Below are 24,473 nucleotides of genomic sequence, written 5' to 3' on the forward strand. Positions count from 1 at the left end.
TAGCGGGTCGATGGCTGGCTACTTGTTTCAATGCAGACTAGCCCTACTACACAGCCTTGCATTGACTCGCAGCAATCCAGATGCAGTGATTTCGATTGAAAAATTTGACGACATAGCATTCGAAACTGACAACCACGCAGACTGTCTCATTCAAGCGAAGCACCATGTATCACCAAAGTCACTGAGCGATAAAAGCGACGATGTTTGGAAGACGCTTCTTATTTGGATTGAAGGCGCTCGGTATGGCGTCTTCGAACTAAGCAAAACAACATATATGCTGATTACTACAGCGGAATGTCCAGAATCTTCTGCTATGGGTAGGTTGCGAGGATGTACTTCGGGCGAAGATATCGATGCGGCATACGATTTACTCATTGAAGCGGCAAAGAGTTCGTCTTCTAAGACTACAGCAGAAGCCCGTTCAGCGTTTTTGTCTATGCCAGACGTAGAGGCGAAGCTTCTTTTGTCACGCGTGTTGGTGATAGATAACCATCCAAATCTGACAGATGTTTCAGCTGATATTGCCGCAGAACTAAACATTCTGGCCCCCAACAACTCCGAGCTGGCTTCAGAGTACCTCGAAGGGTGGTGGTTGAACCGGATTTGCCTGCATTTGATGGGAAAGTGCGACCAAGGTATTCCGGTGCATCATCTCATCCTTAAAGCCCACGAGATTGGCAGAACTCTCACTGAAGGTGCGCTACCAATTGATGATCCATCCAAAATAGACATCAAAGAATACAGTGAAGATGACGAGCAACTTGTTTTTGTTAAGCAGATGAGGGCAATCCAGGTCACGGATGGCATGGTACGCTCTGCTACATCCGACTTCTACCGAGCATATGCGCAAAGATCACGCTGGAGTAGAGAGAACCTCATCCTCGAAGACGAATTGTCAAGCTACGACGATAAACTGCAAGACGCGTGGAGGAGAAAGTCCGAAGCGGATCTATTGATGACCACTCCTGAAAGCGAAACTGACAAAGTCCAGCTTGGAAGAACTATTTTTCTCTGGGCGACCCAGGAGTCTACGCCGCTTAGAAACATAGTTGAGAAATGGATTACCGCAGGCTCTTACCACGGTCTTGCGGATCAAGACAGGGTCAGATGGCACCCAGATTTCACTAGTATTGTTGCAAAAAATTCCGGGGTCGATGATGCATAAGGCGTGGCTAGAAAGACCTCGAGAAGAGGCGTATTCATTTAATCCAGCGTTCTTGTCATCTCTTATGTCAGATTTTGTTCGAGAATACTCCAGAGCGAAACATGAAGCCTGCCCACTGACATTTGTTTATCTTTTCCCAACATTGTCTCTACACCGCCAAACGCGAGAACGCCTCCCCAGCCGCAATGTGACATCTCTGTTCGAATGGATACAAGACAACGAAGACGTGCTGGTTGATCTTCCGCGCCGTGCTAGAGCCCTTCTTCCACTGTTGCGGGATGGGGCAAAGTTCGCTGTATATCAACAGGTCCTTGAGTTTAGCAGGGGGCACAGATTGATGGTCGGCCCCCAAAAAGGCCACTTCACCCCCAAAATGATGGACAAGCTTTCAACTGACGTAAATGAGGCAATCGCGTCGACGCGTTTTTTAGCAAAGTGGTTTGCCAAATCGGGGTCTGAGGCATCAGTGCTTTCGGCATGGGGAGTGCGACCTTGAGTTTCATCATTCGTGAAATTGTTGTCTACAGCCACACCGGTGAGACAAGATCAATTCCGTTTCGTCCTAACGGGCTTAACATCATCACTGGAAAGTCGAAGACCGGAAAGTCGGCTATTATCGACATAATCGACTATTGTCTTGGAAGCGGGAGCTATGACGTTGCCGAAGGTGTAATCCGCAAGAAAGTTTCATGGTTTGGTCTCCATCTTGAAAACAATGGCGACGAGGTTTTTGTAGCCCGCGACAACCCAGGCACGGGTGCTTCGACAGGTTCCAAAGTTTATTTCAAGCGAGGGAAGGTCGAAAATTGGCCGTCACTTGACGAGATTAGAAAAAACACCACTGAGACGAGCCTCAAGACTTTTATGACGCAGTACTGTGGTATCGTGGAAAACGAGCATCGCCCTATTTCCGGAACAAGAGACTCCTTGAGTGCAAACATTTCGCACGCATTGTTCATGTGCTTCCAGCCACAAGGCGTGATTGCGCGTAAGGACCAGCTCTTTAATCGAACGGACGATACCTTTCGGGCCTTAGCGTTGCGAGACACGCTCCCATATTTCCTAGGAGCCGTCGATGAAGAGCATTTTCGGTTTTTAACCGAGCTCGATGAATTGCGAAAACAGGCACGACTCTTGGAAGCTCAGAGAAACAAGCAATTGAATGCTGTAGAAGTAAGTAGATCGCGTGTGACACGTCTAGTAAACGACGGCAAACGGGTCGGCCTCATCCCGCAGGATTATCAAGCTGTCGACGACTCTGTCTTTGAGTATCTTTCACAGATCGCAAAGACCGATGTTGAGGAAGCCGTCGGCTACCAAGACTTCAGTGAGACTATAAAACAACTTGAAGATGAAAGGCGCGCTATTTGGAATCGGATTGATGAATTATCTAAAGATCGCTCGGCCACAGAGGCATTTCTGTCAGCTCAGACCGATTACGGTAAAGAAGTGTCCGAGCAAAAATCTAGGTTGAGCAGCATTGGTATATATAAAGAACAGCTCGGTGATAGGTCAATTTGCCCACTTTGCGCTGCACCGCAGGAAAGCCCAACACCTGAACTTCTGGAGGTAAACGCCGCCCTTGAGGATGTCGAAAGTCGTCTTTCATCAGTACACAAAGAGAGTCCTCACTTGCTTTCTCACATATCTTCTCTCGAGAAGAAAATTCAGGCTTTAACCGTCGACCTCAAAGAAGTCTCCAAGGAATTGAGAAGCGCGATTTCGTCGGATGAGCAAGCTCGAGCTGCTCAAGAGCAACTTGTTGCCAGAGCGCGCTACGTGGGCCGGGTCACAAATTTTGTTGAAACAGTGTCCCCTGATGAAGACGATAGCTTTGATGAAGCGGAGCTTAGTCGTGTGAAATCACTAATCGACGTTGTGTTAGCGAAAATTCGGTCGGAAGAAACAGATTCCAAAATAACAACATTTTTGGACTTTATCGGTCAGAAGATGACCGAATACTCTGAAACGCTCAGTCTCGAGTACCAAGGAAGTTCGTTAAGGCTTGATATTAAGAAACTAACAGTGGTTGCCAATACCGAAGACGGTCCTATCCCTTTGAACAGGATGGGGAGCGGCGAAAACTGGGTTGGCTATCATATGCTATCACATCTTGCTTTACATTGGTGGCTCCGAAAACGAGGCCGGCCTGTCCCTGCATTCTTGGTTCTAGATCAACCGACGCAGGCCTACTATCCACCTGACGCCAAGGATGGATCTTTGGACGAGATTAAGGTTGACGAAGATAGACGGGCCGTTTTGTCGCTCTTTCAATTGATGCGCCGGGCGTGCCAAGAAATTGTGCAGCCATTTCAGCTTATAGTCTTAGATCATGCGCATCTTCGGATTGATTGGTTTGAGTCGGCAATCGTTGAAGAGTGGCGCGGCGATAAGGCTCTAATTCCATTGAATTGGCCGGAAGCGAAGTAGCCTGAGTCGGTGCAAATTTAGATGACTAAAAAACATCATGACAGCAAAAAACGGACTTATGTACGCTGTAAAGTAATGAACCGAGCAGACCTTGAAGAAGGTGAATGCTTGTCGTGTGCTGAGTTCGCGATTTGTCAGGTAAACACTAAGGGAGCGTTGAGACCCAATCCATTAACACCGAAACCCTGACGGCGAGCTGCCTTTGTGGGGAAACAATGAAGTTGTCGTCGTCCTTGCCTTTGTCCTTGCCTTTGTCTTTGCCCTTGCCTTTGCCCTTGCCCTTGCCCTTGCCTTTGTCCTTGCCTTTCTCTTTGTCCTTGCCTTTGTCTTTCTCTTTATCATTGTCTTTAGCAATGTAGGCGACTGGACCGCCCTTGTGAATTATACCCAAAACGAATTGGTCTTCGTCCATCAAAGGTCCACCCGACATTCCCTGGCCGAGCATTTGGGATACCTCAATCAAATGAACCGCACTCTTGGTGGTCAGAGAGCTAATGCTTCCGCGTCTAATGTTGAGTTGGTCACCTGGACCATAAGTCGGAAAGCCTGCTGCGAGGGTGTTGGTACCGGTAGTTGGAGAACCGGTGAAAGGCTCCAATTCAAAATACTCCGTAGATGAGATTGAGTGCTCAAGGAGTGCCAGGTCTCGATGTCGGCAAAAATGTTTGACCGCTACCTTGAACTTGTTGGAAGGCTTCGAAGGGTGAAAAACTTCCAAGTCGGATGCGCCGTCGACACAATGGGCGGCAGTAACGAGACCGATGCCATTTAGGAAAAATGCCGTCCCCGTGTCGCTATTGGTATTCAGCACCCATACTGATCGGTCCAAGATTTCTGCTTTGTCAGGGTGGACAATGATCTGCTTCGTTGGAAAACACTTATTATAGCGCGTGGCCAAGCTTCGGAAAACAGGATCGGACTGACCCTTTACGAAGCCAACCCATGAGATTTTACCTTGTAGGTGAGCTTGAACTCCACACGATTTTCCAAAACGTTTTGTCAGATCAGCTTGAGCCGCAGCCACACCGAGACGTTCCACTTTGAACAATGCGGATCGTACGTTTCTGACAAATCTTCTATCTACGTTGAGACCTTCATTGATCTTTAATCCGGTCACCATCCTTCGAGAGTTTTTATCGGCATAGTGAATTTTCGCCGGATTCAGTTCAAACCCGTTATTTTGAAAGATCGCTCGCAGATTGGCGTGCAATTTTTCAAGTGCGATTTTGCCGGGATCCGGGCGATCTCCATCAAACAATGAAGTCGGAGGTTGAAAACTCGAAAGCGTTATGTCGTCCGCGTATCGAGTATAGAGAAGACGATGTTCTTTAGCAAATCGCAACAAAGACTTGTCGAGCCGGAAACAGATCATGTTGGAGATCATAGGGCTGGATGGCGCCCCCTGAGGTAAGCAACCGTTAGCTGTACAGATTCGAGCCACTATCTCTGCTACGTCCGGATCGACTCCGATACTTTCAAGAAGGCCCTGTACGCGTGTTTCCGTGATCGTCGGAAAGAAATTCTGTATGTCGACGTTAAGGATGAACCGACGGCGAAGATGCGACGCGGCATTTGTCTTAACTGAACGGTCTTGAACAAATCCGTGAACTGGGTTTCTAGGGTTGTACAAATCGGAAAGACTGCGAGCGATCTTCTGTTGCAGCATTTTCAAACGATAGTCAGGAGCGCTGATTAATCGGTTCTTTCCCGACCTTTTTGAGATTTTGAAATGCGAGTACATCTGACCGCGAAACCACCAGATTTTTTTTAGCTCCTCTGGGGATACGCCCAGGTATTTGAGCAACTCGCTCTTGGATGACAGTTCAAACGGAATAGTCACCCGGCTCGTGCCACCAAAAAGATAGAAAAGGCTTTGCACGAGGCTCCCCTCCAATCACCCCATGGCGAAATATCATGTGGGCATGCACGATTCTTGTGCAGACATTTGCTCTTACGCCGCAGTTACGACAGCGCGTTTGCGAGGGGAAACCTCGTGCCTCTAGATGGCCTAAGTCTTTGGAACATTCAACCTTGAATTGCGCGCGATAAATCTAGCCTAGACGCCGAAAATTCTGAGGTGCGTTGCAGTATGATAACCCTTGCTTCCTGCGTATAGCGGATATCGATGCCATTCGTCGCATTAGATACACTTAGCCGTTGTTGTTGCTCGGGGTTGACGAGGCCATCTACAACGATAGCGTAAGCCAAAAGCCAGAAACCCATGCTGTACCCCTTGGGAGAGGCACTAATTGCAAACGGATTCAAGTAAGTCCGGATTTTTCAATGGGAATGCGTATTGTTTGAGATTGTTGACGATGAGAGCGCTAGATCTTGGCTATCACAACAAGATCGACAGACTCGGGTTTGGTTTGTTGCACGTATGGCTCTAAGGTCATTTCCCGCAGCGATTGGGGAGGCGCCATTTGATCAAGAAAACCTTCTACGGTTGTTGCACCACTTGCTTATTGCTACTGTCGCTAGCTTCGATTTGGATACTGCTAGGAAAGCCGCGCGGTTCGCGTTTGGCAGTGTCAGCTACGCAGGTTCGGCCCAACAAATTTACAATGATCAGTTGTTCTTTGCATCGCCGCATCCAAATCAAAAACAAGTTTTGTACGGAGATGAACAGCCACCGGCAGGCTCTCTCAGAAGGGAAGTTGCCGAGAATGCAGTTAGCAATGCTATTTCTTGGGCAGTCGGCTTTAGAGAACCAGACTTTACGGTGGAAAATGGGGGAGGTTTCTGGGAGTTGGCTTGGTTAGCTGGCGCTGAAAATGCGGCCAAACTAGCCAAATCAGACGTAACATCTTTAGGAGAATGGCCTCCGCTGTGGGGTTTTGACGGACGTCCGAGTGTTCTCTCGGGTGACTACACGAACCTTGCTGCTTTATTTGATGCTGACCAAAGCGTTTGGGGGTTCTGGCGAAGATGGTTCAAGGCAATCCAAGATGGTGAGCCAATGCCTTGGGACCTGAGCAGATTGATTGCTTCGACATTGTCTGATCAAGACTGGCAATTGGGGCCTGCACACGTGGCGCGGGAGATAGAGAAAATCGAGACTCTATTCTCTTTAAGGCAAGCGTTATCTGAGCTCGAGAACGACCGGGCAACGGTATTCTCCAATAGTCGCCTAGGGATTGGTGGAAACAACCCACCCGAAGAAGTTGAGTTGCCCTCTGTGCTACATGGAAACCATACAATCATTTGGGCGGCGATCGATGAAATCGCCGAACAAGTCGAGGCTATCGAACCGGACAAGTCACTAATATTGTCGGCGTTGAAAAAGCTTACAGAGGCTTTGGAATCCTGTTTTAGTTGGGGTGGGCAGAAGGTTGATTTGGCGGTTGATACAGCGATTAAGTGGAGCATTCCTGCGACTGGTGGGTACTTCGTTCTCAACCCAAGTAAGTTTCAGGCTTTGATTGAAGCAGTAAGAAACTGGAGTGCAACACTGCCATGATTTGAGGCGCGGTTGATGTTATGGAACCGAAAGGCTCAACCGCTTCGCAATTGAGGCTGTGATGTTTTGAGCAACGCAACTAGCCGACTGGTTGGATCGAAGATATCGGTTCGCCTTTCGCTGCGGCTAAGCGGTCAATTTAGCGTGTTAGCAATTTGAGCTATGCAACAATCTAAAGTGTGGTTGACGCCGGAACGCCGCACTGACGGTTGGACTTGGCACAAACGCCACAACACAACATAGGCTAGCTGAACGGCCACGCTCTGCGCATTAGAGCGCCGCTCAGCACATAGTCCCCGTTGCCAATAGGTTAGCACTATTGTTGCCGTGTAGCTCGGCGCGGTGTTCTGAGGGGTAACACTGAACATCAAAACAACAGTTCTTGAAACTCAAGCCACGCTTCTCCGTCCCTGTACGTTTTCGAGTATTCGACCCTGCTGTTGGTGCTATTCGACCAAGTCGCACGACCGATGCACTTGACTTCCTTTGGCGACTGAGACTCCGTCGCTATGTTCACGAGAGCCTGCATCGTGACACCACTATTCTGAATAGCATGCTCTTTAGAAAGCACCATGATTTCATCGTGGATGCTCTCGCAATCCAGATCGCCAACTTCAAAATCCATTTGCCGCAAGAGGTCAGTAACCATTTCAACAGGGTTTGGCGGCTCACCTTGGGACAACCAGTTCAACCCATAAGTCAAGATAAAGCTCACGACCACAAAACCTGCCACTATCCTCACAAGTTCATGGGCAGCACTTTTCTTGGGCACGTTGTCTTCAACAGTGTGTTGCGGTGCGCCGCAACTAGGACAGGCGGCGGCGTGGTCGGAGATTTTGGCTTCGCATTCGTAGCAGGTTGTTAAGGCCATCGTTTACTACTCGTTTTTGTATGTCGGAATTGTTTGTTCGTTCGAGCCATTGGTTTTTGCGAGTGCGCAGTAGGGATCTTGGATCGCATTTTCGGCAGGGTGCAGAGCTTGAGGTTGGCTCGGCCGTCTTATTGATCGTTGGCTATTTGGCGGAAAAAATCATCGCCATGCCGATCAGTGGACCCAGTATGAACTGGATTGAACAGATTATGCGGAACCACCCGCTAATCTTATGACCATTGCTCTTCAACTGCATTCCACTGCGGAGCATTGATTGACCTAAATAGAAACAGACCATCATGGAGACCGCACCGATTAGAAACTTCATTTCGTATCCTGTTTTAAGAGGGTTAGAAGGCTCGGATCAGATAAAGACCGGCAAGTTTTAGGGTCTATTGAAGGACCAATGCTGCGCACACCTGTGAAAAATCAGGGTAGATAGGATCGGACGCGCGTTTTTGCCCGGTCTGCACACCGAATTCGATCATCTCATCCATGCATGGAGCGATGTGTTCCGCGATCTTCTGCAACTGTCCGGTTTGGATAAGGTGCTGTACCTGAGCGTCGGACGGAATCAATGCCGTATAATAGTTTGCGGCAGATGCGACTTTGATCTGGTAAGTTGCATGTCGCCAATCGGCGATCTGTGCGTCAAACGATAGGTAGTTCGCCAGCCAACTTGGCAGGCCAATACTCTCCTCAGGCTCATCGGCTTCACCAAATATGAGACCTTGCGCGGAACCAGCTATGATGAAGTCGAGGAAATACTGTGCTTCTGCTTCTGAATTTACCGAAACATCGATTCCAACCTCGTTCAACATGAACAACGCGGCTAAAAGAGCCCGCTCGGTACCAGCGCCCCAGAGGCCGTCAATCTGCTGTGAGTACAAGTTCTGCTGTTGAAGCTCAAATTGCGCCGCTTCACGCGGGGCATGGTCGAGCTCACGGAATGCAGTTTCTAGGTTGTGACGTTCGGTCGCTGTCTGTGCAAAACCAACGCTGCCGAAAGCAAACAGCAGGAATGTAAGTATAATTCTCAACAAGTTAGAGCGCCTTATTCCAAAATGGGATTATTCTAACTTGGGATTATCAGGTCGCCAACGACTGATCAATACGGCACCTGAAATTGAAATCCCTCAGAACCAGAGAGCATCAAATTTTGATAGCTGGCCTCAAGGAAGCCAGACTCCAAGCGGGCTTGACGCAAGCTGCGCTCGCAGAACGTTTGGGCACGGTTCAGTCGTTCGTCGCTAAGTCCGAAACAGGCGAACGGCGGATGGATGTAGTTGAGTTTGCGAGATGGGCGGATGCAACGACTGGCGCTGAGGCTTTCTGCAAAATACTGACAAAGATGGTTGAGCACGAGCTATAGAAAACGTCAGGAAAACTTCAGGCTACCTAATCTAAATCTCACCAATAAAACAAAAAAACAGCAGAATTAACTGGTCAAAATGCTAGCAGAACTTCCTGATTTCATAGGTGTCAAAGAACTGAATTTCGTTCCGTTCAGTGACGGTGTCGAAACTGGTTGGCGTACCTACACGCACTATGGAAGAGATTATTTGGTTGTTGAGCAACCACAAGACCCACAATTCCCGTTTAAATTGGTTATGTGGGTGGGGTCAGCTGTAGAGTACATCGTGCGAACTAGCAGCTACATTGAAGCAACAGAACGTGCTCAAAAGGATTTCAGAAAACACATACAAAGTGCTTTGATCAAAATCTGAACCGTGCCTCTAACTTTCACCTCAGTTGATCATGCGTAGTTGAGGCCGCTATTCAACGGCCTGTCGCGATCAACTTAGACCAGACATTGGTTATATGGCCTGCAGATGGCGAGATGCGGACCTTGCTGACATTCACCGCGCCTGCAATCTGTTGATCAACGCAGGGGATAAAATGGCCACCTTGCGGACCTTCGCTGAGGGCGCAACGCTGGGGGCTGTTAACAGCAGAGAAGCTCAACAAGCTGCCATTTGTCTACGAGCACTGAAAAGAATCAAGACTGAGCATCTACGATAACTGTATTATGGTAGGATTGGGCTACGCGAAAATACATGTACAGATTTCGCCCCTCTGGTAAGTGCAACGTATAGATGCTCTTTCGACATCTTGTTCCCCAGTCGGTCGGCGTCAAGCACAACTACGTGGTCAGCCTCTAGGCCTTTCAGTAAGAGGGTTGAACCAACTGCCTTCGGTGGAATGACCCGTCCTGTGTGTCGGCGTTGCTCACGAAGACCAGCGATAGCTGCGGGCAAATCGGCGTCTGGCGTTGCAGCTGCGGTTTGCAGTGCTTCTATCATAATATTGAAAGCGCTGTGTCGGTAGACTCGTCTATCAGGGTCTAACGCCATTGCTTTGAGGAAATTCAAGGCTTCAGTGTAGCCACCACCTTGTCTCAACAAGATTGCGGCGATCTCTGGATCGGTAGGAGGCGTGCGGTTGCGATTTCCGAGGATTGACTGGATGCGCGATTGAAGTTTGTCGCCAAGCACGTTCGTCATGACCTTGATTAGAAACGCGATACATGTGTCCAGAAGCTCTTGCCCAAATTTCCCATTCATCTCATCGGCGAAGCCAACGACATCGCGGAAATCTACTGGCTCAACAACGCCGACCCCCTTTGCTCTACTAGCGAAGCTGTGCCTAGAGTCCGCTTGAATAGAATCCCCGATTATCAGGATTTTTTCCCGTGGGTTCGCTTGGGCAATCTCATATTGAAGCGCAATTTGCGCCGCTGAATTGGCGTTTTGGTCCTTGCCAAGAGGATGCCATGCAACGCGGGCGGGCAGTGTGCGAAGATCAATCTGGTGCCCAGCCTCTAACGCTCCTCGAACGCTAAGAAGCCAAACGCCAAGATCGTTGGCCCCGGCGTTGTTCCAACGCCAAGGTGTAACTAATCGTCCAAGTTCGGGAAATGTCGGAACCACTTGTTTTGCCCAGTCGGGAAGCGGATCGCCACCAAACCCGAAGATTGCTTGCATCGGATCTCCGAACACCACTGTCGGTATTGCGTTCGCGAGGCCGGAAGTGATCAGGTGTTGGCTTGCTGAGCAATCTTGGTATTCATCCACCAAAACGCGCGAATAAGTTGCGGCAATCTCGGGATTGATATCACCAGAGACACAAAGCCTACCCACCGCGTTTTGCACAGCTGTGTAATTAGGAGCATTCTGTGGATCATGCCGGTATCCTGCGCGTTCCGGGAACATTGCGATTATGGTCAATGCCCAACCCGCAATCGTATTGAGCCGGTAATTGGTTGCAGCTACTCCATCTCGCTTTAGCCTCTGCCTCAACGCGGCTACACCAGCAGTGGTATGGGTAAGGACCAGAATTGGCTTGCCGTTAGCCTGAGCAATCGTTTTGGCGATCAACTCCGTCTTGCCGCATCCCGCGGGGGCAATGACGTGCCCCCGCTGAGCCTGAAGAATGTCGGGCACATCGACCATCTAAACTTAACCGTTGCCATCAGGATTGTTGGGTTGTGCCGTTGGTGACTGACTTATCCACTGCCACAGTGAATTCAGGGGTGCGGTGAAGACTGTACCTGTGCCTTGCCACACGGGAGCAATGGTTTCTTTCAGCACTCGCTCAGCTGGCTCAATATCTTTGAACCATTTCCCATCACCTGCGCATTGTCCCAATACCGGCCGCATCGTATCGATGAAGTTTTCCTTGCATTGCTGAAGACTGTATTGCCCTTTGCTGACATGACGGATTTTTCCGTCAATGGAGTCTTCAGAACGCCATTCGCATGCGATTGAAAGAAGGTCCGGAATCTGCGCTGCAGGCACGGCTGAAAAGATCGCGGCTTCTGTTGAGTATCCGTCTTGCCAACGGATCACGGCGATGCCTTGCGATACCAATTCCGAATATACTACAGCGTCGTAGGACACATCAGAATCCATGAACAATGCAGTTCTGTAACCCATGCGTGCAAAAATCTTCGCACGTTCCATCATGGATGACCCACCGCCATCCGCCCAGTGGCAGCCGTTTGCGAGAATGCTCTTCTGGCCGAGGCTTTGGCACCACAAATCCAACCCTCGGATCACACCGATCTCTGTCTTGCCCTCACAAACAATGACACTTGGGGCAAGAAAAGCCTCAGCGCACGCTCTAAGCGCCTTCTGTGCGGCTTCGGAGTTGCCAAGGGGAAAGATGTGGTTCGAAGTCATCTTGGTTGCGGGCTGAACGACTTCACCGTTGTCGATCACTTCGGGGACAGTTGTCCGAGTCGTTCGAACCGCATTCAGTTGTACTGAAGAAAGCTCTCGAAGAACTACAGGAGAGTGAGTTGTCAAAAATACTTGCTGAGAAGCGTCGTTGGATTTCGCACCGAGCGAGTCGAGCAGTCTTATGATGCGGTACGGTTCGAGGCCGAACTCCGCTTCGTCAATGATCGAGATACTTGATTGACCAGCTACTTTTTGAAGTCCTGCGACAAGGAGGCGCATGGAGCCTGAACCAAGGTTTTTGAGCGGCACCTGATCTTCGTCATGAAGAGCAATTGCGCCCCCAGAAAACGTGGCCCCTTTCACATCTAGCAACGCATTTACCTGTTCAACAGGAATGCCCATGTTGTTGGCGATAGTTCTGGACGTGGTCAGCACTTCGTCTACGCCATCACAACCCTGGTTTGCAAAGGCTTGGCGGGCTTGTCGCGAGGCCGCAGCCAATGCAGCGGATGCTTGGGCTTTGTCAGGCGAAAGTTTCCCGAGCACGGACCGTGGGCCCAGTGCCATATGATGTGACGCGACGGTACCAAGACGCGTGGGCGCAATGAGTTGCCGGTGCTTCCATTGGAGGTTTCGCTCTCGGCCTTCGGCTGACGGGCCTTCGGAGTAAAGCATCCATTGGGCCTCTAGATCGTCCCGTACGATTAGCCGAACGGTCAGAACTGTTTCCAGAGACGCTGACGTTTCGTTATAGATACCCCCCGTCTGGGGGTTCCAGCCTCGCAGAAAGTGCCCGTATGCTTCGAGGTTTAGCAACTCTTCGGGAAGAGCGCCCAATGTCACGTCAATCACAATCGGTTCATCGACATTGCATCGATGGAAATCCGCGTCTGTGAATACTACACTTTGCCTCGTCCCCAAGGTGAGTTCTATGGCATCTAGGATCGTCGATTTGCCACCGTCACCCGGCCCGATCAGGCAATTGATACCTGGGTTTGGCCACCATTTGAGTAAGCGAATTCCCCGAAAGTTGGAGATGGAAACTTCTCGAATAACTGTCATATTATACCGCGATTTTTTCAAACGGTAGCATGCCGCTGATCTACCTTAAAGTTGTATTCAAGGCTTTCGTCAGGACAGGTTCGGTGGCATCGGAATGGGGACTGCAGTGCGGCACGTGATCGCCGTTAGCAGCAGCTTCGCATACTAAACAGAATTTGAGTATCAAGCAGCTGCATTTGCTCTCACCAAAAGTAGACAATTCTATCGTAGAAATTGTGGAGGGCGGTCCTAGAACCGCCCTGACCTTACAAGAACAAACCTATAATGGTCAGTACGAGAGCGATGGTTCCGATAACGTCCCCATAGCGTACTCGCCCCTCCAACTTGATTGAATATCGCATTAGATTTCTCCGAAGCGACGCTCAACCGGTTGAGCATGACTACGTCAGCTCAGTATATTTATACTGCCCCTAAATCGGCAGTTCGGCTAACCCCTATGATCACTTGGGGACGCCTGCCGACCAATTGTCCGTTTAAGTTGCCCGACGGTCATCGGGTCTCAACGGGTTGGCCTTAGCTCACCTCGGCTAGAGGATCACATAGCGCCGCTAAGCACTTGCAAGTTGTAGAGATACAATCTCCATTGGGGCACCGCCCCACTTGCCGAGTCGCAATTTGGGGACCAATCATATAATTTTCAAGGATTTTTGATGCCTCTCACTGAATTCCCTCCTCATATGTTTGAACGCCTCCCCGATGAGCCAATGCTCTATGGTGACTTCCCGGATTTGAGTGCAGGTGTTGCTTACTTTCGCGAACTTATGGGGCTGGACGAATGGGAGAAGCGCCGTGAGGCCGCAGCTCGGCGTTTTTATCGCTCACTTGTAGGCGAGCAGGAGGACCCCAGCGGTGAGGGACGGTACTACGGTCTCGAAGACTTATTCGGTTGGTATCTCTTTTTGGGTGAAGCTTTCACGGAACATCCTCACAATTACGAAGTCTTCTACGGCTGTCGTGTGGTTCCGATCTTAGCTGCAATAGGCAGAAACCTCGACTTGATACCGAAGATTGAGGGATTTGAAGGGCGAGCCCGACGCGTATTTGGTGCAGAGAGATCACAGCCAAATGGCGGATTGTTTGAGATGTTAATAGCATTGGCATATGCCCGCGATGGCGCATCTGTGGCATTTAGGCCGGAAAAGCCTGGGGGACCTAAGACACATGACTTGGACGTCAGCATTCATGGCACAAGTTGGGCTGTTGAGTGCAAGAGACTGGAAGCTGGCGACTATGTCGAAAGTGAACGAAAGCGCAAACGCTACCTTTGGAAGCCAGCTGCAAATATACTGGTTTCGACGGGGCGCAACATCTTAGTGAATGTTGATTTTGCCGTTGAGTTAGATGACGTACCTGACGACTACTTTGTTCAACAGATCACCACCTTTGTTAGCTCTGACGCTCCTTCTTTTAGCTGGTCTGATGATCTCGCGTCAGGAGTCATAAGTGAACTGGACCTAGCCCCACTTCAGACTTCATTGAAAGATGGGTATATCCTATACCCTGGTCCGATCTACAATAAGCTACTGACCGGGACGTACCTTCGCCACGACAACCTTAATACTATCCAAAAGGTAAAATTCGCACCGAACCCACACTTCATTGACGAGGTTGATCAGGCCATTGTCCTCCGGACGCGAAGCTTGTCTGAAGGCGCGATAGAGAAGAAGGCACGGGATATCAAACGCAAACTTGTTGAGGCAAACAAACAACTACCTCCAGATCGACTTGGCGTAATTCACATCGGATTGGAAGCTCTCGGCGACGATGTGATTGAAGAGCACCGCTATGAAAAAATTATGCAAACGATCACAGATTTTGACCCAAAGGGAAAACCGCTTTCGTTTATTTATTGGCACTATTTTGCCCCGGAGGCTCCGCTTGAAAAACCTTGGGCTATTGACGAAACCTTCCAGTGGCGAGGTATCCGCAGCGACAAGAAACCTCTCTCGTTAACAAGCTTGATCCTACCACCGGAAGCAAAAGGGCGTGAAGGGATGCACTGGGACGGCATTCCCAATGAAGAATTTCATAACGAATAGGTAGAGTTACGTCTCTGGGTCAATGGCTGCAGTCTGGTACTCAGCGGGGTTCGCATCCCGCTACACCGCCGAGTTCCTTTTGCGAAGCCCTTTGCAAGAAATGCACACGTCACCGCTGAAGCCATAAGGGCGCGCTACCGACCTTCGTTGCACGACGACGGAATGACCGCTTCGTCTTTCCTAATCTATTCCACGGAAACAGTTCTAGGCGGTGTTACACCGCCTAGAAATTCAGTGTTTTGACTTCTTGCGCCTTGAAGGCTTGCGCCAGTTGACAACAAACGGCCTATAGTTCTTAAGCTTTTTGTTATCTGCCAAGAACTTCTCAAACAGCGGATAAACTCGATGCTCAAGCTCGATCATGGTGCCCGGTCTTTCTTTGTGCCAGCTCTCAAGTTTGGCGACGACACGCTTCCTGACCACTACTCCATCGTTTACGCCAAAGACTGTTTGGACAATCGGTAGTTTTGCCCCGAACTCAAATAAGCGCAGATGGTGACGTAGCTTCAACCCACGTGAATTGTACAAACAACGCTTACCTTTGCCGAATTTGCGTGGATCAACCTCTTTTCCCTTGCAATGCGGTTTTGCCAAGTATCGCATTGCCCCGCTTATGTGCCCTTCAATTTTGTTGATTTTCTTGGTGTGGACCGGGATTCTGGTAATCTTGCTCTTGAAGCCCTTGCTGCGTTTCTTGAGAGCCTTAAGCTCCTTGGTATCGTATCCCCAGCATGTGAGATGGGCGTGCAGTGAGATCGACTTTCCTTTTCTTTCGAAGGGGTAGTTCACAATTGGATGGACTTCGATCACCCCAACTGCATGAAAGGATGTATACGCGCGGATGGCGGACTGAACCTTTTCTTTGAACGCGCTCACCTCAAATGTACCGCCACGCTCGTTGACGAAGTACTTTTCGTCCACAATGGAAACAAGAAACATTTTCAGCTTTGGGTCTTTCTTGACCTTCCGATGCAGTTTCCGAGCTTCGTCTATCAACTGGATGCCAAGTTCGCTTCGTGCCTGTATGTCACATGCGGGCATATGATCTGCGTACAATCCGTTGCAACCACCAAGAGCTAAAAAGTCTTCTTTTTTTGTCTTCTTGAAAACGCGGTTTGCAAAGCACTCATGAATGGTTTCTTCCTGTTTCTCACAAGCTTCGCGATGAAGCTCCTTGCTGTGTTCCGCATCATCATCATACTTGTTATATCTCAGGACAGTGTCAGGATGGGAAGTGTCTATATCCTGTATCGAAGTACCCTGTTTAGATAGTTTATCCCACTGTTTAGACTGTTTTTCAGTGTTCTTCATTCCCTTACAAGCATGACGGCTTTTTTCCTTCTTCGTGCGCCTCTTCTTGGCTGTCCGTATTATTTCCGGCTTAGCCTTTGAGTTTTGGTTCTTGGATTTCATTGGTATAGACTTTCAGTGTCCGTCAGGCACGACTGAGACTTCGGCCACACTGGTGACCGTTACGTCATTGTCTGAGACTGACTTGGGTTATCTGGTGCAAGCGAACCGGAAGCGCGTTGTTCCTCAGTGTTTCCGGTCAGCCTGCTACCAATAATCTACAACATTGCATTTGTTGGAGTGTTCAATCGGTGCTGGTCTAGCTGTGCTCGCGACCTCGGGTAGCAAAGCTGGTTTTCCAATCTCTGGATGTCTTGAGGCATTGATCAGCTTTAACAACATCCTCCCCGGTGAACTTTCGGCTCGATTGTGAGATGTAGTTTTCAAGCTCTGCAACCGGATAACGGATTGCTTGGCCAAACTTCATCCAAGTTGGACCCGTTCCGTTCGACCTACACTTCCTAAGCCATTGCACTGACATATTGAGGTAAGATGCGGCTTGCTTTTCCGACAAGAAAGCCGGAGCCAGTGCTCCCTTAGGTTTGACCTGGCAAACCTCTCCTAATCCCATACCTTGGGTCATTTCGATTTTCCTTAAATTTGTTGGAGGACAAGTTTGTCGACGCCAAGAGGCGACAACCAGCCCGTACATCAATGGTGCCACAATCCACAGGTATGTAAACAAAAACGGAAATCAAAAATATATCAATAATTTCATATAGTTACATTGAAACTGATGAAGTTTCCAATATTCTCTTACGACGTTATGACGAAGAAGTTGACAAGTTTCGACGTAATAAAAGATGTTTTGGAATTTTACGACGTTATCACGTCTATAGTGATCCTAAATAACTTGTTTCGAGTGGAGTGAATCAGATGGCTGCATCCCAAAAACGTCCAGAGCGAGCTACCAGCGAAGAGCTCTATTTGTTTGAGGCCCATATGAAGGACGTTTTCTCTCTGAAAGAGTGGAAATTCGTCGAACCAGCAAAAATTAAACTCAAGCTGCCTAAGCGCAAACGCCACATCCGAAGTGCACTTAACGAAATTCGTCGCGAGATAGTGGGGGTCGTTGAACATTTTCACGCTGAAGGAAACACAGTCGGCCAATGCTACATGTATCAACCCAAGAACGTACTGAAGCAATTTTCTTATCAACTAGCGATTGGGTGCCAGGAAAAGGCTTTAGAAAGTGAGCTAAGAGAGTTTTGGGACGACTATCTGCGATCCTTGGGAAAACACGTTCAAAGGAATCCGAAGCAAAAAGGTGCATCTAGACTTCATTACCTGTGCTTGCTTGGGCTGGACCCTAATGGATCATGGACAGGTTCAGGGGAGGTCTCCCGACTAGCGCGCCAATTGCACTACGCGCAAACACAAGGTGTTCCATCTAAGTTCTTAGTTGGCTTCACTTACCAAACTGGTGGGCAAGTAGTGAGCCTAGAAAGAGTTAAAGAAGAAGACGAAAGGAGGCGCGCTGAAAGAAAAAAGCGAAAGAAAAAGGAAGCGAAGAGAAAGGCAAAGGCGGAGAAGGCGAGAATTAGAGAGGCAAAAAAAACTGGATGGGGTTAAGAGTTTTAGCCGGTTCTCATTAGTGAGAACCGGCATATGGATTCAATACTCAGTGGACAGCAATACCGCCATGTACCTTGTCGTCAGCTGTGGGTCAGTGGGGTCAGGTGACTCGTCATCAAGGTCTTTGTTGTAATAGTTGATTTCCCAATCGACTGTTCGATTGTTCACCTTGATTGAACCAACGTCATGCTCTCCACCGGGTTCCACACTTTTGTCGCCAGCATCTCCCGCGAGTTGTTTCATGATCATATCAACGGTCGCCCTGCCCAGCAGGTGTATCCCCATGGAGATCATAACAATGCCGCCTTCACCTGTTTTTCGGAAATGGTCGTTCAAAACCTGGTTCTTCTGAGTAGGGGACATATCTGCTGTCAGTTTGACATGCGAAGAGATTTTGCCGTCCGTCATGGAAAGCTCCTGTGCTTTTTGAGATTTTTGATTGTTGTGATGACGTACAGGCGGGCACAGCTTCGCTTTTCTTAGCGTAGCAGTTCAAGTTATCTGTGCTCTTTTGGGCGTTGCACGCGACAGTCAATTGCCGCTCTGTACATTGTCAGTGTACCAAAAACTCTTCGAATTGTCAAAAAGCATCAAAATAACAATGCCTTACGGACTCATCAAAAGCGATAATTCACGCATTCAGCGAAACGGTTTTCTACACGTTTCTACGTCAATCTATGCCGCGTGGTTGCTAGGTGGTTGCTGTAGGCGTGAGAAAATCTCGCCTATTCTTGCTAACCCTTTGAAAAAAGTGGTGAGCCGTGCAGGATTCGAACCTGCGACCCACTGATTAAAAGTCAGTTGCTCTACCAACTGAGCTAACGGCCCACTCTTTTGTCTGGATCTTGTCGATCCGTGGCGCTCTCTAAGGCATTTTCCCGATCGGGTGCAAGTCCTTATTTTGCGCCTCGTTTCGCCTTAACTTAACTTGTTTCCGGCGTCCCGATAGGCGGCCTAATTAGGCAGGTGGCGCGGGGGGGTCAACCCCTTTTTTCAGGAATCTTCACCGCAGGGTGGATTCCTTTCCGGCGCAGGGTTATATGCCCGCCATGCAAGGATTACAGAACACCGGTTTGCCCTTCATGAAGATGCACGGGCTGGGCAATGACTTTGTCATTGTGGATGCGCGCGCGCAATCTGTTGAGATTACGCCCACCCTGGCAAAGGGAATCGGGCATCGACAGTTCGGGGTCGGCTTTGACCAGCTGGCGGTTATCGAGAACGGCGAATCGGATGCGCATCTGGTGTTCTACAACGCCGACGGGTCGACCTCGGCCGCATGTGGGAATGCGACGCGCTGCATTGCGCGCTTCCTGATGGAAGAAACCGGCAAGTCCGACCTGACGCTGACCACCGAACGCGGCACCCTGTATGCGCGCGATGCGGGCGACGGGCTGACCTCGGTAAACATGGGGCCGCCACAACTGGACTGGCACGAAATTCCACTGGCCGAAGAGGTGGACACGCTGGAACTGCCGATCGAGGGCGGGCCAACCGCCACCGGGATGGGCAATCCGCACTGCACTTTCTTTGTCGAGAACGCAGAGGCCATCCCCCTGACGGAATTTGGCGCACGCTACGAATACCATCCGCTCTACCCCGAGCGTACGAACGTGCAGGTGGCGCAGGTTATCGGCCCAGATCACATCCGGATGCGTGTGTGGGAGCGGGGCGTGGGCATCACGCTAGCCTCGGGGTCTTCGTCTTGTGCAACCGCGGTGGCCGCCGCACGGCGTGGCCTGACCGGACGCAAGGTGCAGATCGATCTGGATGGCGGCACCATCTGGATCGACTGGCGCGAGGATGGCGTCTGGATGACGGGGCCGACTTGCCATGTTTTCTCGGGCACTCTGACACTTGAATTCCTGAGGTCATTGGGATGAATCCCCCCAAATTCACCACGCTGGGCTGCCGCCTGAACGCTTATGAGACCGAGGCGATGAAGGAGCTGTCGCAACAGGCAGGCCTGACCGACGCGGTCGTGGTGAACACCTGCGCGGTAACAGCCGAAGCAGTGCGCAAGGCACGGCAGGAGATTCGCAAGCTGCGGCGCGAAAATCCCAACGCGCGGCTGATCGTAACCGGCTGTGCCGCTCAGACCGAACCCGAGACGTTTTCGCGGATGGAAGAAGTCGATGCGGTCATCGGCAATACCGAGAAGATGCAGCCCAGCACCTGGAAGGGCATGGCGGCGGATTTCATCGGCCAGACCGAGGCCGTACAGGTGGATGACATCATGTCGGTCACCGAAACTGCTGGTCACCTGATCGACGGGTTTGGCACTCGCTCACGCGCCTATGTGCAGGTCCAGAATGGCTGCGACCATCGCTGCACCTTCTGCATCATTCCCTATGGCCGCGGCAACTCACGCAGCGTCCCTGCGGGTGTGGTGGTGGACCAGATTAAGCGGTTGGTGGATCGGGGCTACAACGAAGTGGTTCTGACCGGAGTGGACCTGACCTCGTGGGGCGCGGATCTGCCTGCACAGCCGAAGCTGGGCGATCTGGTCATGCGGATTCTCAAATTGGTTCCCGACCTACCGCGCCTGCGGATCAGTTCGATCGACTCGATCGAGGTGGACGAGAACCTGATGCGGGCCATCGCGACCGAGCCGCGCCTGATGCCGCATCTGCACCTGTCGCTGCAACACGGGGATGACCTGATCCTGAAACGGATGAAACGCCGCCATCTGCGCGACGATGCCATCCGTTTCACAGAAGAGGCCCGCAAACTGCGCCCCGAGATGACTTTCGGCGCCGACATCATCGCGGGCTTCCCGACCGAGTCTGAGGCCCATTTCGAGAATTCACTGAAGCTGGTCACCGACTGCGACCTGACGTGGTTGCACGTCTTCCCTTATTCCAAGCGCGACGGCACCCCAGCAGCCCGCATACCGCAGCAGATCAACGGTACCATCATCAAGGACCGCGCTGCCCGCCTGCGCGCGGCGGGCGAGGCTCAGGTCGCCAAACATCTAACCGCCCAGATTGGCAAAACCCATCACGTCCTGATGGAAAATCCACACATGGGCCGCACCGAGCAGTTCACCGAGGTAACATTCGGAACCCCACAATCCGAAGGGCAGATCGTGACGGCCAGAATTTCCGGTCAAACGGACACCCAACTAACTGCCTGAGGCAGGCTCTCTCAATTGATCACGGCTGATACGGCGGCGGTGTCGTAGAACTCATCGTATTCGCAGACCAACCCGTCGCGAAACCGACAGATGATCACAATCGGCGTTTCTACCGTCTTGCCGGAGCCCTTGTGCGTCCAAGCACACACCCCGAGGCCGACGACACGATCGTCCTGTGCGATGGTGTCTTTCAAGGTCCAGTGTTCCATTTTGAATGTGCTGGTCAGGTCTTCCAGATATTCCTGCATCTCCTCCCTGCCGTTGCGCTCGCAACTGAAATCCAGCCCGTACCTTCCGCGACCCAGTGAGCGCATGCACAAATCCTCGGTTGTGTACTTTTCCCACATCTCGACATCCGAGGCCTTGCAATCGTTCCACTCCTCGAAAGCCTTCCACATTTTTTTGACGTTGCTCTGCGTGTCCATAACCCGCTCTCCCAAATGAATTGCCCTGAAAATGCAGTGCCCACGAAACAAAATGGGCGTTGAGAGTATAGCATTCAGATGCCCTCAAACAAAAAAGGCCCGGTGCTGAACACCGGGGGTATAGAGACATCCGCCAGAAAAAACTATTCACTGCTAAGGAGCCCACACAGAGAAGTGTGGGCTTTCTCTTAGATTTAAACATCTATCGTGATCGACTGCTATGAGCTCATAAAGACGGATGCTGCGCATTGCTCAAAAGACCGCTAGAATGGGTAAGAATTAGTACGATACAGGCCTAGTAGAATTGAATATTGAACGCATATTGTCGTTTTGGGCTAGAACGGCACCTGAAACACCTATGCAACGAATGGGCGCAATTTTGATGGCGCTGAACGCAATTTTTTGCACGGTCATAATCTTGTTGGTGATTGTCAGCGCCGCCGTGAACACTTGGACCTTCGAAGGGCTGTTAGGCAGTGCAGTTGGTTTGGGCGTTATCTTATTATTGCTTCCAGTTGGAATTGCCCACGGTTTGGCCACGTGTTTTCCAAGGATATTGGAGTCGTGGAAGCGTGAGCCGAACGGACGCTTAGGAGAAATTAAGCTCCACTTCTCCGACAAATTGCGGGATTTGTACCTTGTCGTTGGTTGGTTCGTTTCGGTTGGTGCAATCTTGCTGACTATTTACCTCGTAGCGTTTTGAACGCATTGAGCGGCGGGCGTCTGTATGGGCCGAACGGGTATCTGTTGAACACCGACACGACAGCTGTCGAAGAACCGGGCCGCTACTATCACCCACTCCTGGGAACGCTGATCACCGGGGCCGCCCGGTTGATGCTGGCCCTGTCGGAGCGGGTGGCAGCGGATCAAGGGTTGAACTGGGTGTTCTGCGATACCGACAGTCTCGCAATGGCAAAGCCCGGTCAGATGGAACAAACTGAGTTCCTGGCAAAAGGCCAAAGCGTGATTGACTGATTTGATAATCTCAACCCCTATCGAAAGCCGGGCTCCATTCTGGAAATGGAAGATGCAAATTTCGATCCAGACACGAGACAGCCGGACCCGCTCTATTGCCTGGCGATCTCGGCAAAGCGCTATGCGCTCTACAATCTCTCCGACGACGGCAGGCCCATATTGCGCAAGGCGTCAGCGCACGGGTTGGGGCATTTGATTGCTCCCTATAGTGAACATGACGCACCAGGATGTGTGCCAAACCCCGCATTGTTGCCATCTGAGATAGGCGTCGACCGTTGGCAGCATGATTTGTGGATCAAGATAATCAAAGCCGTTCTACGCGGCACGCCCGATCAGGTCAGCCTGGACTATCATCCCGCCTTGCAAAACCCCTGCGTCAGTCGCTACGGCGCAACCAGCCCTCAACTGTTGAAGTGGGTTGAGATCTGGAACCAGGATCAGCCGTACCAAGACCAAATCAAGCCGTTTGGTTTTCTGAGCGCGTTCACCGCAAAATCCGGGTGTTTAATCGAACCAAGGCAAGATGTGATCGTGGGGACGCCTGGTCGCGGCAGGCCTACCAAGTCCAAGACGCCAAAGCCGATTGCCCCGTTTGAACGGGATAGCCGATTGGCAGTTTCCCAGGCCTTCGACCGGATTGCCGGAGATCAAGTGCACCCTTCAGAACTCAAGACCTATGCCGAGGCCCTGGCACAATTCCATCTTAGCGCCGAAGACAAGTTCGAGAACGGCGATTTTATCCACGTAGGCGAAACGCAAAGACGCCATATCCGGGTAAGGTCTGACGTCGGCAATTCGCCGTCCTTTGTGTGACGGGCGGGTTTGGGCCGGTAGTTACGTCAACCTAAGTCAAAATACAGGCGATTTCCTCTTGTCGATGCAGCGTAAACCAGAGGAAAAAAGGCCCACACTGTGACGTGTAGGCCTTCTCGTTCAATGTCCGTTTATTTTCTGACGGATATCTCTATGCCCCAGGTGCTGAACACCGGGCCTTTCTAAATCCTAGCGAAAGAGCGATCAGGTGGTCTTTTTGCCCTTCACCGTGGCCCAGAGGCGCTTATTGACCAGATACAGCAACACCGACAGCAGCGACAGGAAGATCACGCCGACGAAGCCCGAGTATTTGCGCTCCATCATCTTCGGCTCGGCCGTCCACATCAGGAAGGCGGCGACATCTTCGGACAGAGCCTCAACCGTGGCCGGGTGACCATCGGCAAACTCGACCTGATCGTCGGACAGTGGCGGTGCCATCGAAATCCAGCCACCAGGGAAGGCGGTGTTTTCGTACAGGACCGCGCCAGCCTCTTCCTTTTCATGGCCGGTATAGCCATCCAGTAGCGAGGCGATATATTCCGCACCGCCCATGCCTTTGAAGAACTGGTTGATACCCAGACCGTAGGGCCCGTGGAAACCGGCGCGGGCCTTGGCCATCAGGCTCAGGTCCGGCGCGCCAACACCGTTATTGGCCGGGAAGTGGTCGGTCGGGATCGCCGGGCGGAAATCGTCCAGCTCAGGATCGAACACTTCGAAGTTGCCCGCCGCATAAGCGATGACTTCTTCTTCCGAATAGCCCAGGTCTTCCAGTGTCCGCAGGGGCACGTATTGCAGGCCGTGGCAGGCTGCGCAGACCTCGGTATAGATCTGCAGACCGCGCTGCAGCTGGCCCTTGTCCCAGGTGCCAAACGGCCCCTCGAACGAGAAGTCGAAATCCTCGATATGCTGCTCGCCGCCGCCTGCTGCGAAAGACGCAGCAGGAGCAAGGGCCAGAGCAAACGCGGCACCGATTGCAAGTTTCTTGAACATG

At 50.9% G+C, this 24,473-nt stretch carries 24 protein-coding genes, 1 tRNA gene and 1 pseudogene; 13 read left to right on the forward strand and 13 right to left on the reverse strand.

Annotated elements, in window-relative coordinates; all coding sequences use genetic code 11:
* The first annotated feature begins 10 nt into the window (after nucleotides 1-10).
* The 3 genes from ACR0KW_RS12025 to ACR0KW_RS12035 all read left to right on the forward strand — a co-directional run bounded on the left by ACR0KW_RS12025 (nucleotide 11) and on the right by ACR0KW_RS12035 (nucleotide 3,595).
* The gene (locus ACR0KW_RS12025) at nucleotides 11-1,165 is read left to right on the forward strand and encodes an ABC-three component system protein (RefSeq protein ID WP_480805203.1); all 1,155 of its coding nucleotides are present in this window, start codon (nucleotides 11-13) and stop codon (nucleotides 1,163-1,165) included.
* Between the two features lie 64 nt (nucleotides 1,166-1,229).
* Nucleotides 1,230-1,661 carry a three component ABC system middle component gene (locus ACR0KW_RS12030; RefSeq protein ID WP_480805362.1) on the forward strand — a complete coding sequence of 144 codons (432 nt, stop codon included), beginning with the start codon at nucleotides 1,230-1,232 and terminating at the stop codon, nucleotides 1,659-1,661.
* Complete coding sequence (locus ACR0KW_RS12035; protein WP_480805204.1) at nucleotides 1,658-3,595, forward strand: DUF3732 domain-containing protein; 1,938 nt, start codon at nucleotides 1,658-1,660, stop codon at nucleotides 3,593-3,595. Before ACR0KW_RS12030 ends, ACR0KW_RS12035 begins: the two co-directional genes overlap by 4 nt.
* 145 nt (nucleotides 3,596-3,740) lie before the next feature.
* Here ACR0KW_RS12035 and ACR0KW_RS12040 read toward each other — a convergent pair whose 3' ends face one another.
* Nucleotides 3,741-5,474 carry a reverse transcriptase domain-containing protein gene (locus ACR0KW_RS12040; RefSeq protein ID WP_480805205.1) on the reverse strand — a complete coding sequence of 578 codons (1,734 nt, stop codon included), beginning with the start codon at nucleotides 5,472-5,474 and terminating at the stop codon, nucleotides 3,741-3,743.
* Between the two features lie 146 nt (nucleotides 5,475-5,620).
* Complete coding sequence (locus ACR0KW_RS12045; RefSeq protein ID WP_480805206.1) at nucleotides 5,621-5,818, reverse strand: hypothetical protein; 198 nt, start codon at nucleotides 5,816-5,818, stop codon at nucleotides 5,621-5,623.
* 73 nt (nucleotides 5,819-5,891) lie between these two features.
* Between ACR0KW_RS12045 and ACR0KW_RS12050 the strand changes: the two genes are divergently transcribed.
* Nucleotides 5,892-7,055: a hypothetical protein gene (locus ACR0KW_RS12050; protein WP_480805207.1), complete on the forward strand. Its 1,164-nt coding sequence runs from the start codon at nucleotides 5,892-5,894 to the stop codon at nucleotides 7,053-7,055.
* Nucleotides 7,056-7,422: 367 nt separating this feature from the next.
* Here ACR0KW_RS12050 and ACR0KW_RS12055 read toward each other — a convergent pair whose 3' ends face one another.
* Together ACR0KW_RS12055 and ACR0KW_RS12060 are read right to left on the reverse strand one after the other, a co-directional pair.
* Entirely contained in the window at nucleotides 7,423-7,926 is a 504-nt protein-coding gene (locus ACR0KW_RS12055; protein ID WP_170655038.1) for a hypothetical protein, read from the reverse strand.
* A gap of 392 nt (nucleotides 7,927-8,318) precedes the next feature.
* Nucleotides 8,319-8,969, reverse strand: coding sequence for a hypothetical protein (locus tag ACR0KW_RS12060; RefSeq protein ID WP_480805208.1), 651 nt, complete (start codon nucleotides 8,967-8,969; stop codon nucleotides 8,319-8,321).
* Between the two features lie 116 nt (nucleotides 8,970-9,085).
* Between ACR0KW_RS12060 and ACR0KW_RS12065 the strand changes: the two genes are divergently transcribed.
* The gene (locus ACR0KW_RS12065; RefSeq protein ID WP_480805363.1) at nucleotides 9,086-9,298 is read left to right on the forward strand and encodes a helix-turn-helix domain-containing protein; all 213 of its coding nucleotides are present in this window, start codon (nucleotides 9,086-9,088) and stop codon (nucleotides 9,296-9,298) included.
* A 79-nt stretch (nucleotides 9,299-9,377) separates the two neighbouring features.
* Nucleotides 9,378-9,653, forward strand: a complete 276-nt coding sequence (locus ACR0KW_RS12070) for a hypothetical protein (protein WP_480805209.1) — start codon at nucleotides 9,378-9,380, stop codon at nucleotides 9,651-9,653.
* A 300-nt stretch (nucleotides 9,654-9,953) separates the two neighbouring features.
* Here the strand turns inward: ACR0KW_RS12070 and ACR0KW_RS12075 are convergent, their stop codons facing one another.
* The 3 genes and pseudogenes from ACR0KW_RS12075 to ACR0KW_RS12085 all read right to left on the reverse strand — a co-directional run.
* A complete protein-coding gene (locus ACR0KW_RS12075; RefSeq protein WP_480805210.1) occupies nucleotides 9,954-11,378 on the reverse strand; it encodes a UvrD-helicase domain-containing protein in 1,425 nt (474 codons plus the stop codon).
* 6 nt (nucleotides 11,379-11,384) lie between these two features.
* Nucleotides 11,385-12,653: an ATP-dependent nuclease gene (locus ACR0KW_RS12080; protein WP_480805364.1), complete on the reverse strand. Its 1,269-nt coding sequence runs from the start codon at nucleotides 12,651-12,653 to the stop codon at nucleotides 11,385-11,387.
* Between the two features lie 378 nt (nucleotides 12,654-13,031).
* A pseudogene (locus ACR0KW_RS12085) lies at nucleotides 13,032-13,169 on the reverse strand (AAA family ATPase); the annotation flags it as partial.
* Between the two features lie 650 nt (nucleotides 13,170-13,819).
* Here ACR0KW_RS12085 and ACR0KW_RS12090 point away from each other — a divergent pair.
* On the forward strand, nucleotides 13,820-15,208 hold the full coding sequence (locus ACR0KW_RS12090; RefSeq protein ID WP_480805211.1) for a hypothetical protein: 1,389 nt from the start codon (nucleotides 13,820-13,822) through the stop codon (nucleotides 15,206-15,208).
* Nucleotides 15,209-15,439: 231 nt separating this feature from the next.
* On the opposite strand, the gene ACR0KW_RS12095 is transcribed toward ACR0KW_RS12090, so the two are convergent.
* Nucleotides 15,440-16,621: a hypothetical protein gene (locus ACR0KW_RS12095; RefSeq protein ID WP_480805212.1), complete on the reverse strand. Its 1,182-nt coding sequence runs from the start codon at nucleotides 16,619-16,621 to the stop codon at nucleotides 15,440-15,442.
* A gap of 196 nt (nucleotides 16,622-16,817) precedes the next feature.
* Entirely contained in the window at nucleotides 16,818-17,141 is a 324-nt protein-coding gene (locus ACR0KW_RS12100) for a helix-turn-helix domain-containing protein (protein WP_480805213.1), read from the reverse strand.
* A gap of 293 nt (nucleotides 17,142-17,434) precedes the next feature.
* Here ACR0KW_RS12100 and ACR0KW_RS12105 point away from each other — a divergent pair, with 293 nt between their 5' ends.
* Entirely contained in the window at nucleotides 17,435-18,130 is a 696-nt protein-coding gene (locus ACR0KW_RS12105; RefSeq protein WP_480805214.1) for a hypothetical protein, read from the forward strand.
* Nucleotides 18,131-18,172: 42 nt separating this feature from the next.
* Here the strand turns inward: ACR0KW_RS12105 and ACR0KW_RS12110 are convergent, their stop codons facing one another.
* Nucleotides 18,173-18,541, reverse strand: coding sequence for a DUF3768 domain-containing protein (locus ACR0KW_RS12110; protein WP_480805215.1), 369 nt, complete (start codon nucleotides 18,539-18,541; stop codon nucleotides 18,173-18,175).
* Nucleotides 18,542-18,885: 344 nt separating this feature from the next.
* Nucleotides 18,886-18,961: transfer RNA gene (locus ACR0KW_RS12115), tRNA-Lys, on the reverse strand.
* Between the two features lie 212 nt (nucleotides 18,962-19,173).
* On the opposite strand from ACR0KW_RS12115, the gene dapF reads away from it, so the two are divergent.
* Nucleotides 19,174-20,016, forward strand: a complete 843-nt coding sequence (gene dapF / locus ACR0KW_RS12120; protein WP_480805216.1) for a diaminopimelate epimerase — start codon at nucleotides 19,174-19,176, stop codon at nucleotides 20,014-20,016.
* Nucleotides 20,013-21,269, forward strand: coding sequence for a tRNA (N(6)-L-threonylcarbamoyladenosine(37)-C(2))-methylthiotransferase MtaB (mtaB, locus tag ACR0KW_RS12125; RefSeq protein WP_480805217.1), 1,257 nt, complete (start codon nucleotides 20,013-20,015; stop codon nucleotides 21,267-21,269). The genes dapF and mtaB overlap by 4 nt, the downstream gene beginning before the upstream one ends.
* Nucleotides 21,270-21,280: 11 nt before the next feature.
* Here the strand turns inward: mtaB and ACR0KW_RS12130 are convergent, their stop codons facing one another.
* A complete protein-coding gene (locus tag ACR0KW_RS12130) occupies nucleotides 21,281-21,694 on the reverse strand; it encodes a nuclear transport factor 2 family protein (RefSeq protein WP_480805218.1) in 414 nt (137 codons plus the stop codon).
* A 304-nt stretch (nucleotides 21,695-21,998) separates the two neighbouring features.
* Between ACR0KW_RS12130 and ACR0KW_RS12135 the strand changes: the two genes are divergently transcribed.
* From ACR0KW_RS12135 to ACR0KW_RS12145, 3 genes are read left to right on the forward strand one after another with little or no spacing between them, the layout of a single operon-like run.
* Nucleotides 21,999-22,397 (forward strand): hypothetical protein, encoded by a 399-nt coding sequence (locus ACR0KW_RS12135; protein ID WP_480805219.1) that lies wholly within the window; start codon nucleotides 21,999-22,001, stop codon nucleotides 22,395-22,397.
* 44 nt (nucleotides 22,398-22,441) lie between these two features.
* Complete coding sequence (locus ACR0KW_RS12140) at nucleotides 22,442-22,669, forward strand: hypothetical protein (RefSeq protein ID WP_480805220.1); 228 nt, start codon at nucleotides 22,442-22,444, stop codon at nucleotides 22,667-22,669.
* Between the two features lie 45 nt (nucleotides 22,670-22,714).
* Nucleotides 22,715-23,482 carry a hypothetical protein gene (locus ACR0KW_RS12145; protein WP_480805221.1) on the forward strand — a complete coding sequence of 256 codons (768 nt, stop codon included), beginning with the start codon at nucleotides 22,715-22,717 and terminating at the stop codon, nucleotides 23,480-23,482.
* Nucleotides 23,483-23,686: 204 nt separating this feature from the next.
* On the opposite strand, the gene ACR0KW_RS12150 is transcribed toward ACR0KW_RS12145, so the two are convergent.
* Nucleotides 23,687-24,472, reverse strand: coding sequence for a cytochrome c1 (locus ACR0KW_RS12150; RefSeq protein ID WP_480805222.1), 786 nt, complete (start codon nucleotides 24,470-24,472; stop codon nucleotides 23,687-23,689).
* Between the last annotated feature and the right edge of the window lies 1 nt (nucleotide 24,473).

The sequence above is a fragment of the Ruegeria sp. CG11 genome, from assembly GCF_056537245.1.

Bases quoted from the DNA above. Each gene is read 5' to 3' on its own strand.
- ACR0KW_RS12130 (WP_480805218.1), bottom strand. From the start codon at position 21,694: ATGGACACGCAGAGCAACGTCAAAAAAATGTGGAAGGCTTTCGAGGAG.
- ACR0KW_RS12090 (WP_480805211.1), top strand. From the start codon at position 13,820: ATGCCTCTCACTGAATTCCCTCCTCATATGTTTGAACGCCTCCCCGAT.
- ACR0KW_RS12075 (WP_480805210.1), bottom strand. From the start codon at position 11,378: ATGGTCGATGTGCCCGACATTCTTCAGGCTCAGCGGGGGCACGTCATT.
- ACR0KW_RS12025 (WP_480805203.1), top strand. From the start codon at position 11: ATGGCTGGCTACTTGTTTCAATGCAGACTAGCCCTACTACACAGCCTT.
- mtaB (WP_480805217.1), top strand. From the start codon at position 20,013: ATGAATCCCCCCAAATTCACCACGCTGGGCTGCCGCCTGAACGCTTAT.
- ACR0KW_RS12045 (WP_480805206.1), bottom strand. From the start codon at position 5,818: ATGGGTTTCTGGCTTTTGGCTTACGCTATCGTTGTAGATGGCCTCGTC.
- ACR0KW_RS12070 (WP_480805209.1), top strand. From the start codon at position 9,378: ATGCTAGCAGAACTTCCTGATTTCATAGGTGTCAAAGAACTGAATTTC.
- ACR0KW_RS12030 (WP_480805362.1), top strand. From the start codon at position 1,230: ATGTCAGATTTTGTTCGAGAATACTCCAGAGCGAAACATGAAGCCTGC.
- ACR0KW_RS12100 (WP_480805213.1), bottom strand. From the start codon at position 17,141: ATGACCCAAGGTATGGGATTAGGAGAGGTTTGCCAGGTCAAACCTAAG.
- ACR0KW_RS12105 (WP_480805214.1), top strand. From the start codon at position 17,435: ATGGCTGCATCCCAAAAACGTCCAGAGCGAGCTACCAGCGAAGAGCTC.
- ACR0KW_RS12055 (WP_170655038.1), bottom strand. From the start codon at position 7,926: ATGGCCTTAACAACCTGCTACGAATGCGAAGCCAAAATCTCCGACCAC.
- dapF (WP_480805216.1), top strand. From the start codon at position 19,174: ATGCCCGCCATGCAAGGATTACAGAACACCGGTTTGCCCTTCATGAAG.
- ACR0KW_RS12145 (WP_480805221.1), top strand. From the start codon at position 22,715: ATGGAAGATGCAAATTTCGATCCAGACACGAGACAGCCGGACCCGCTC.
- ACR0KW_RS12110 (WP_480805215.1), bottom strand. From the start codon at position 18,541: ATGACGGACGGCAAAATCTCTTCGCATGTCAAACTGACAGCAGATATG.
- ACR0KW_RS12095 (WP_480805212.1), bottom strand. From the start codon at position 16,621: ATGAAATCCAAGAACCAAAACTCAAAGGCTAAGCCGGAAATAATACGG.
- ACR0KW_RS12150 (WP_480805222.1), bottom strand. From the start codon at position 24,472: ATGTTCAAGAAACTTGCAATCGGTGCCGCGTTTGCTCTGGCCCTTGCT.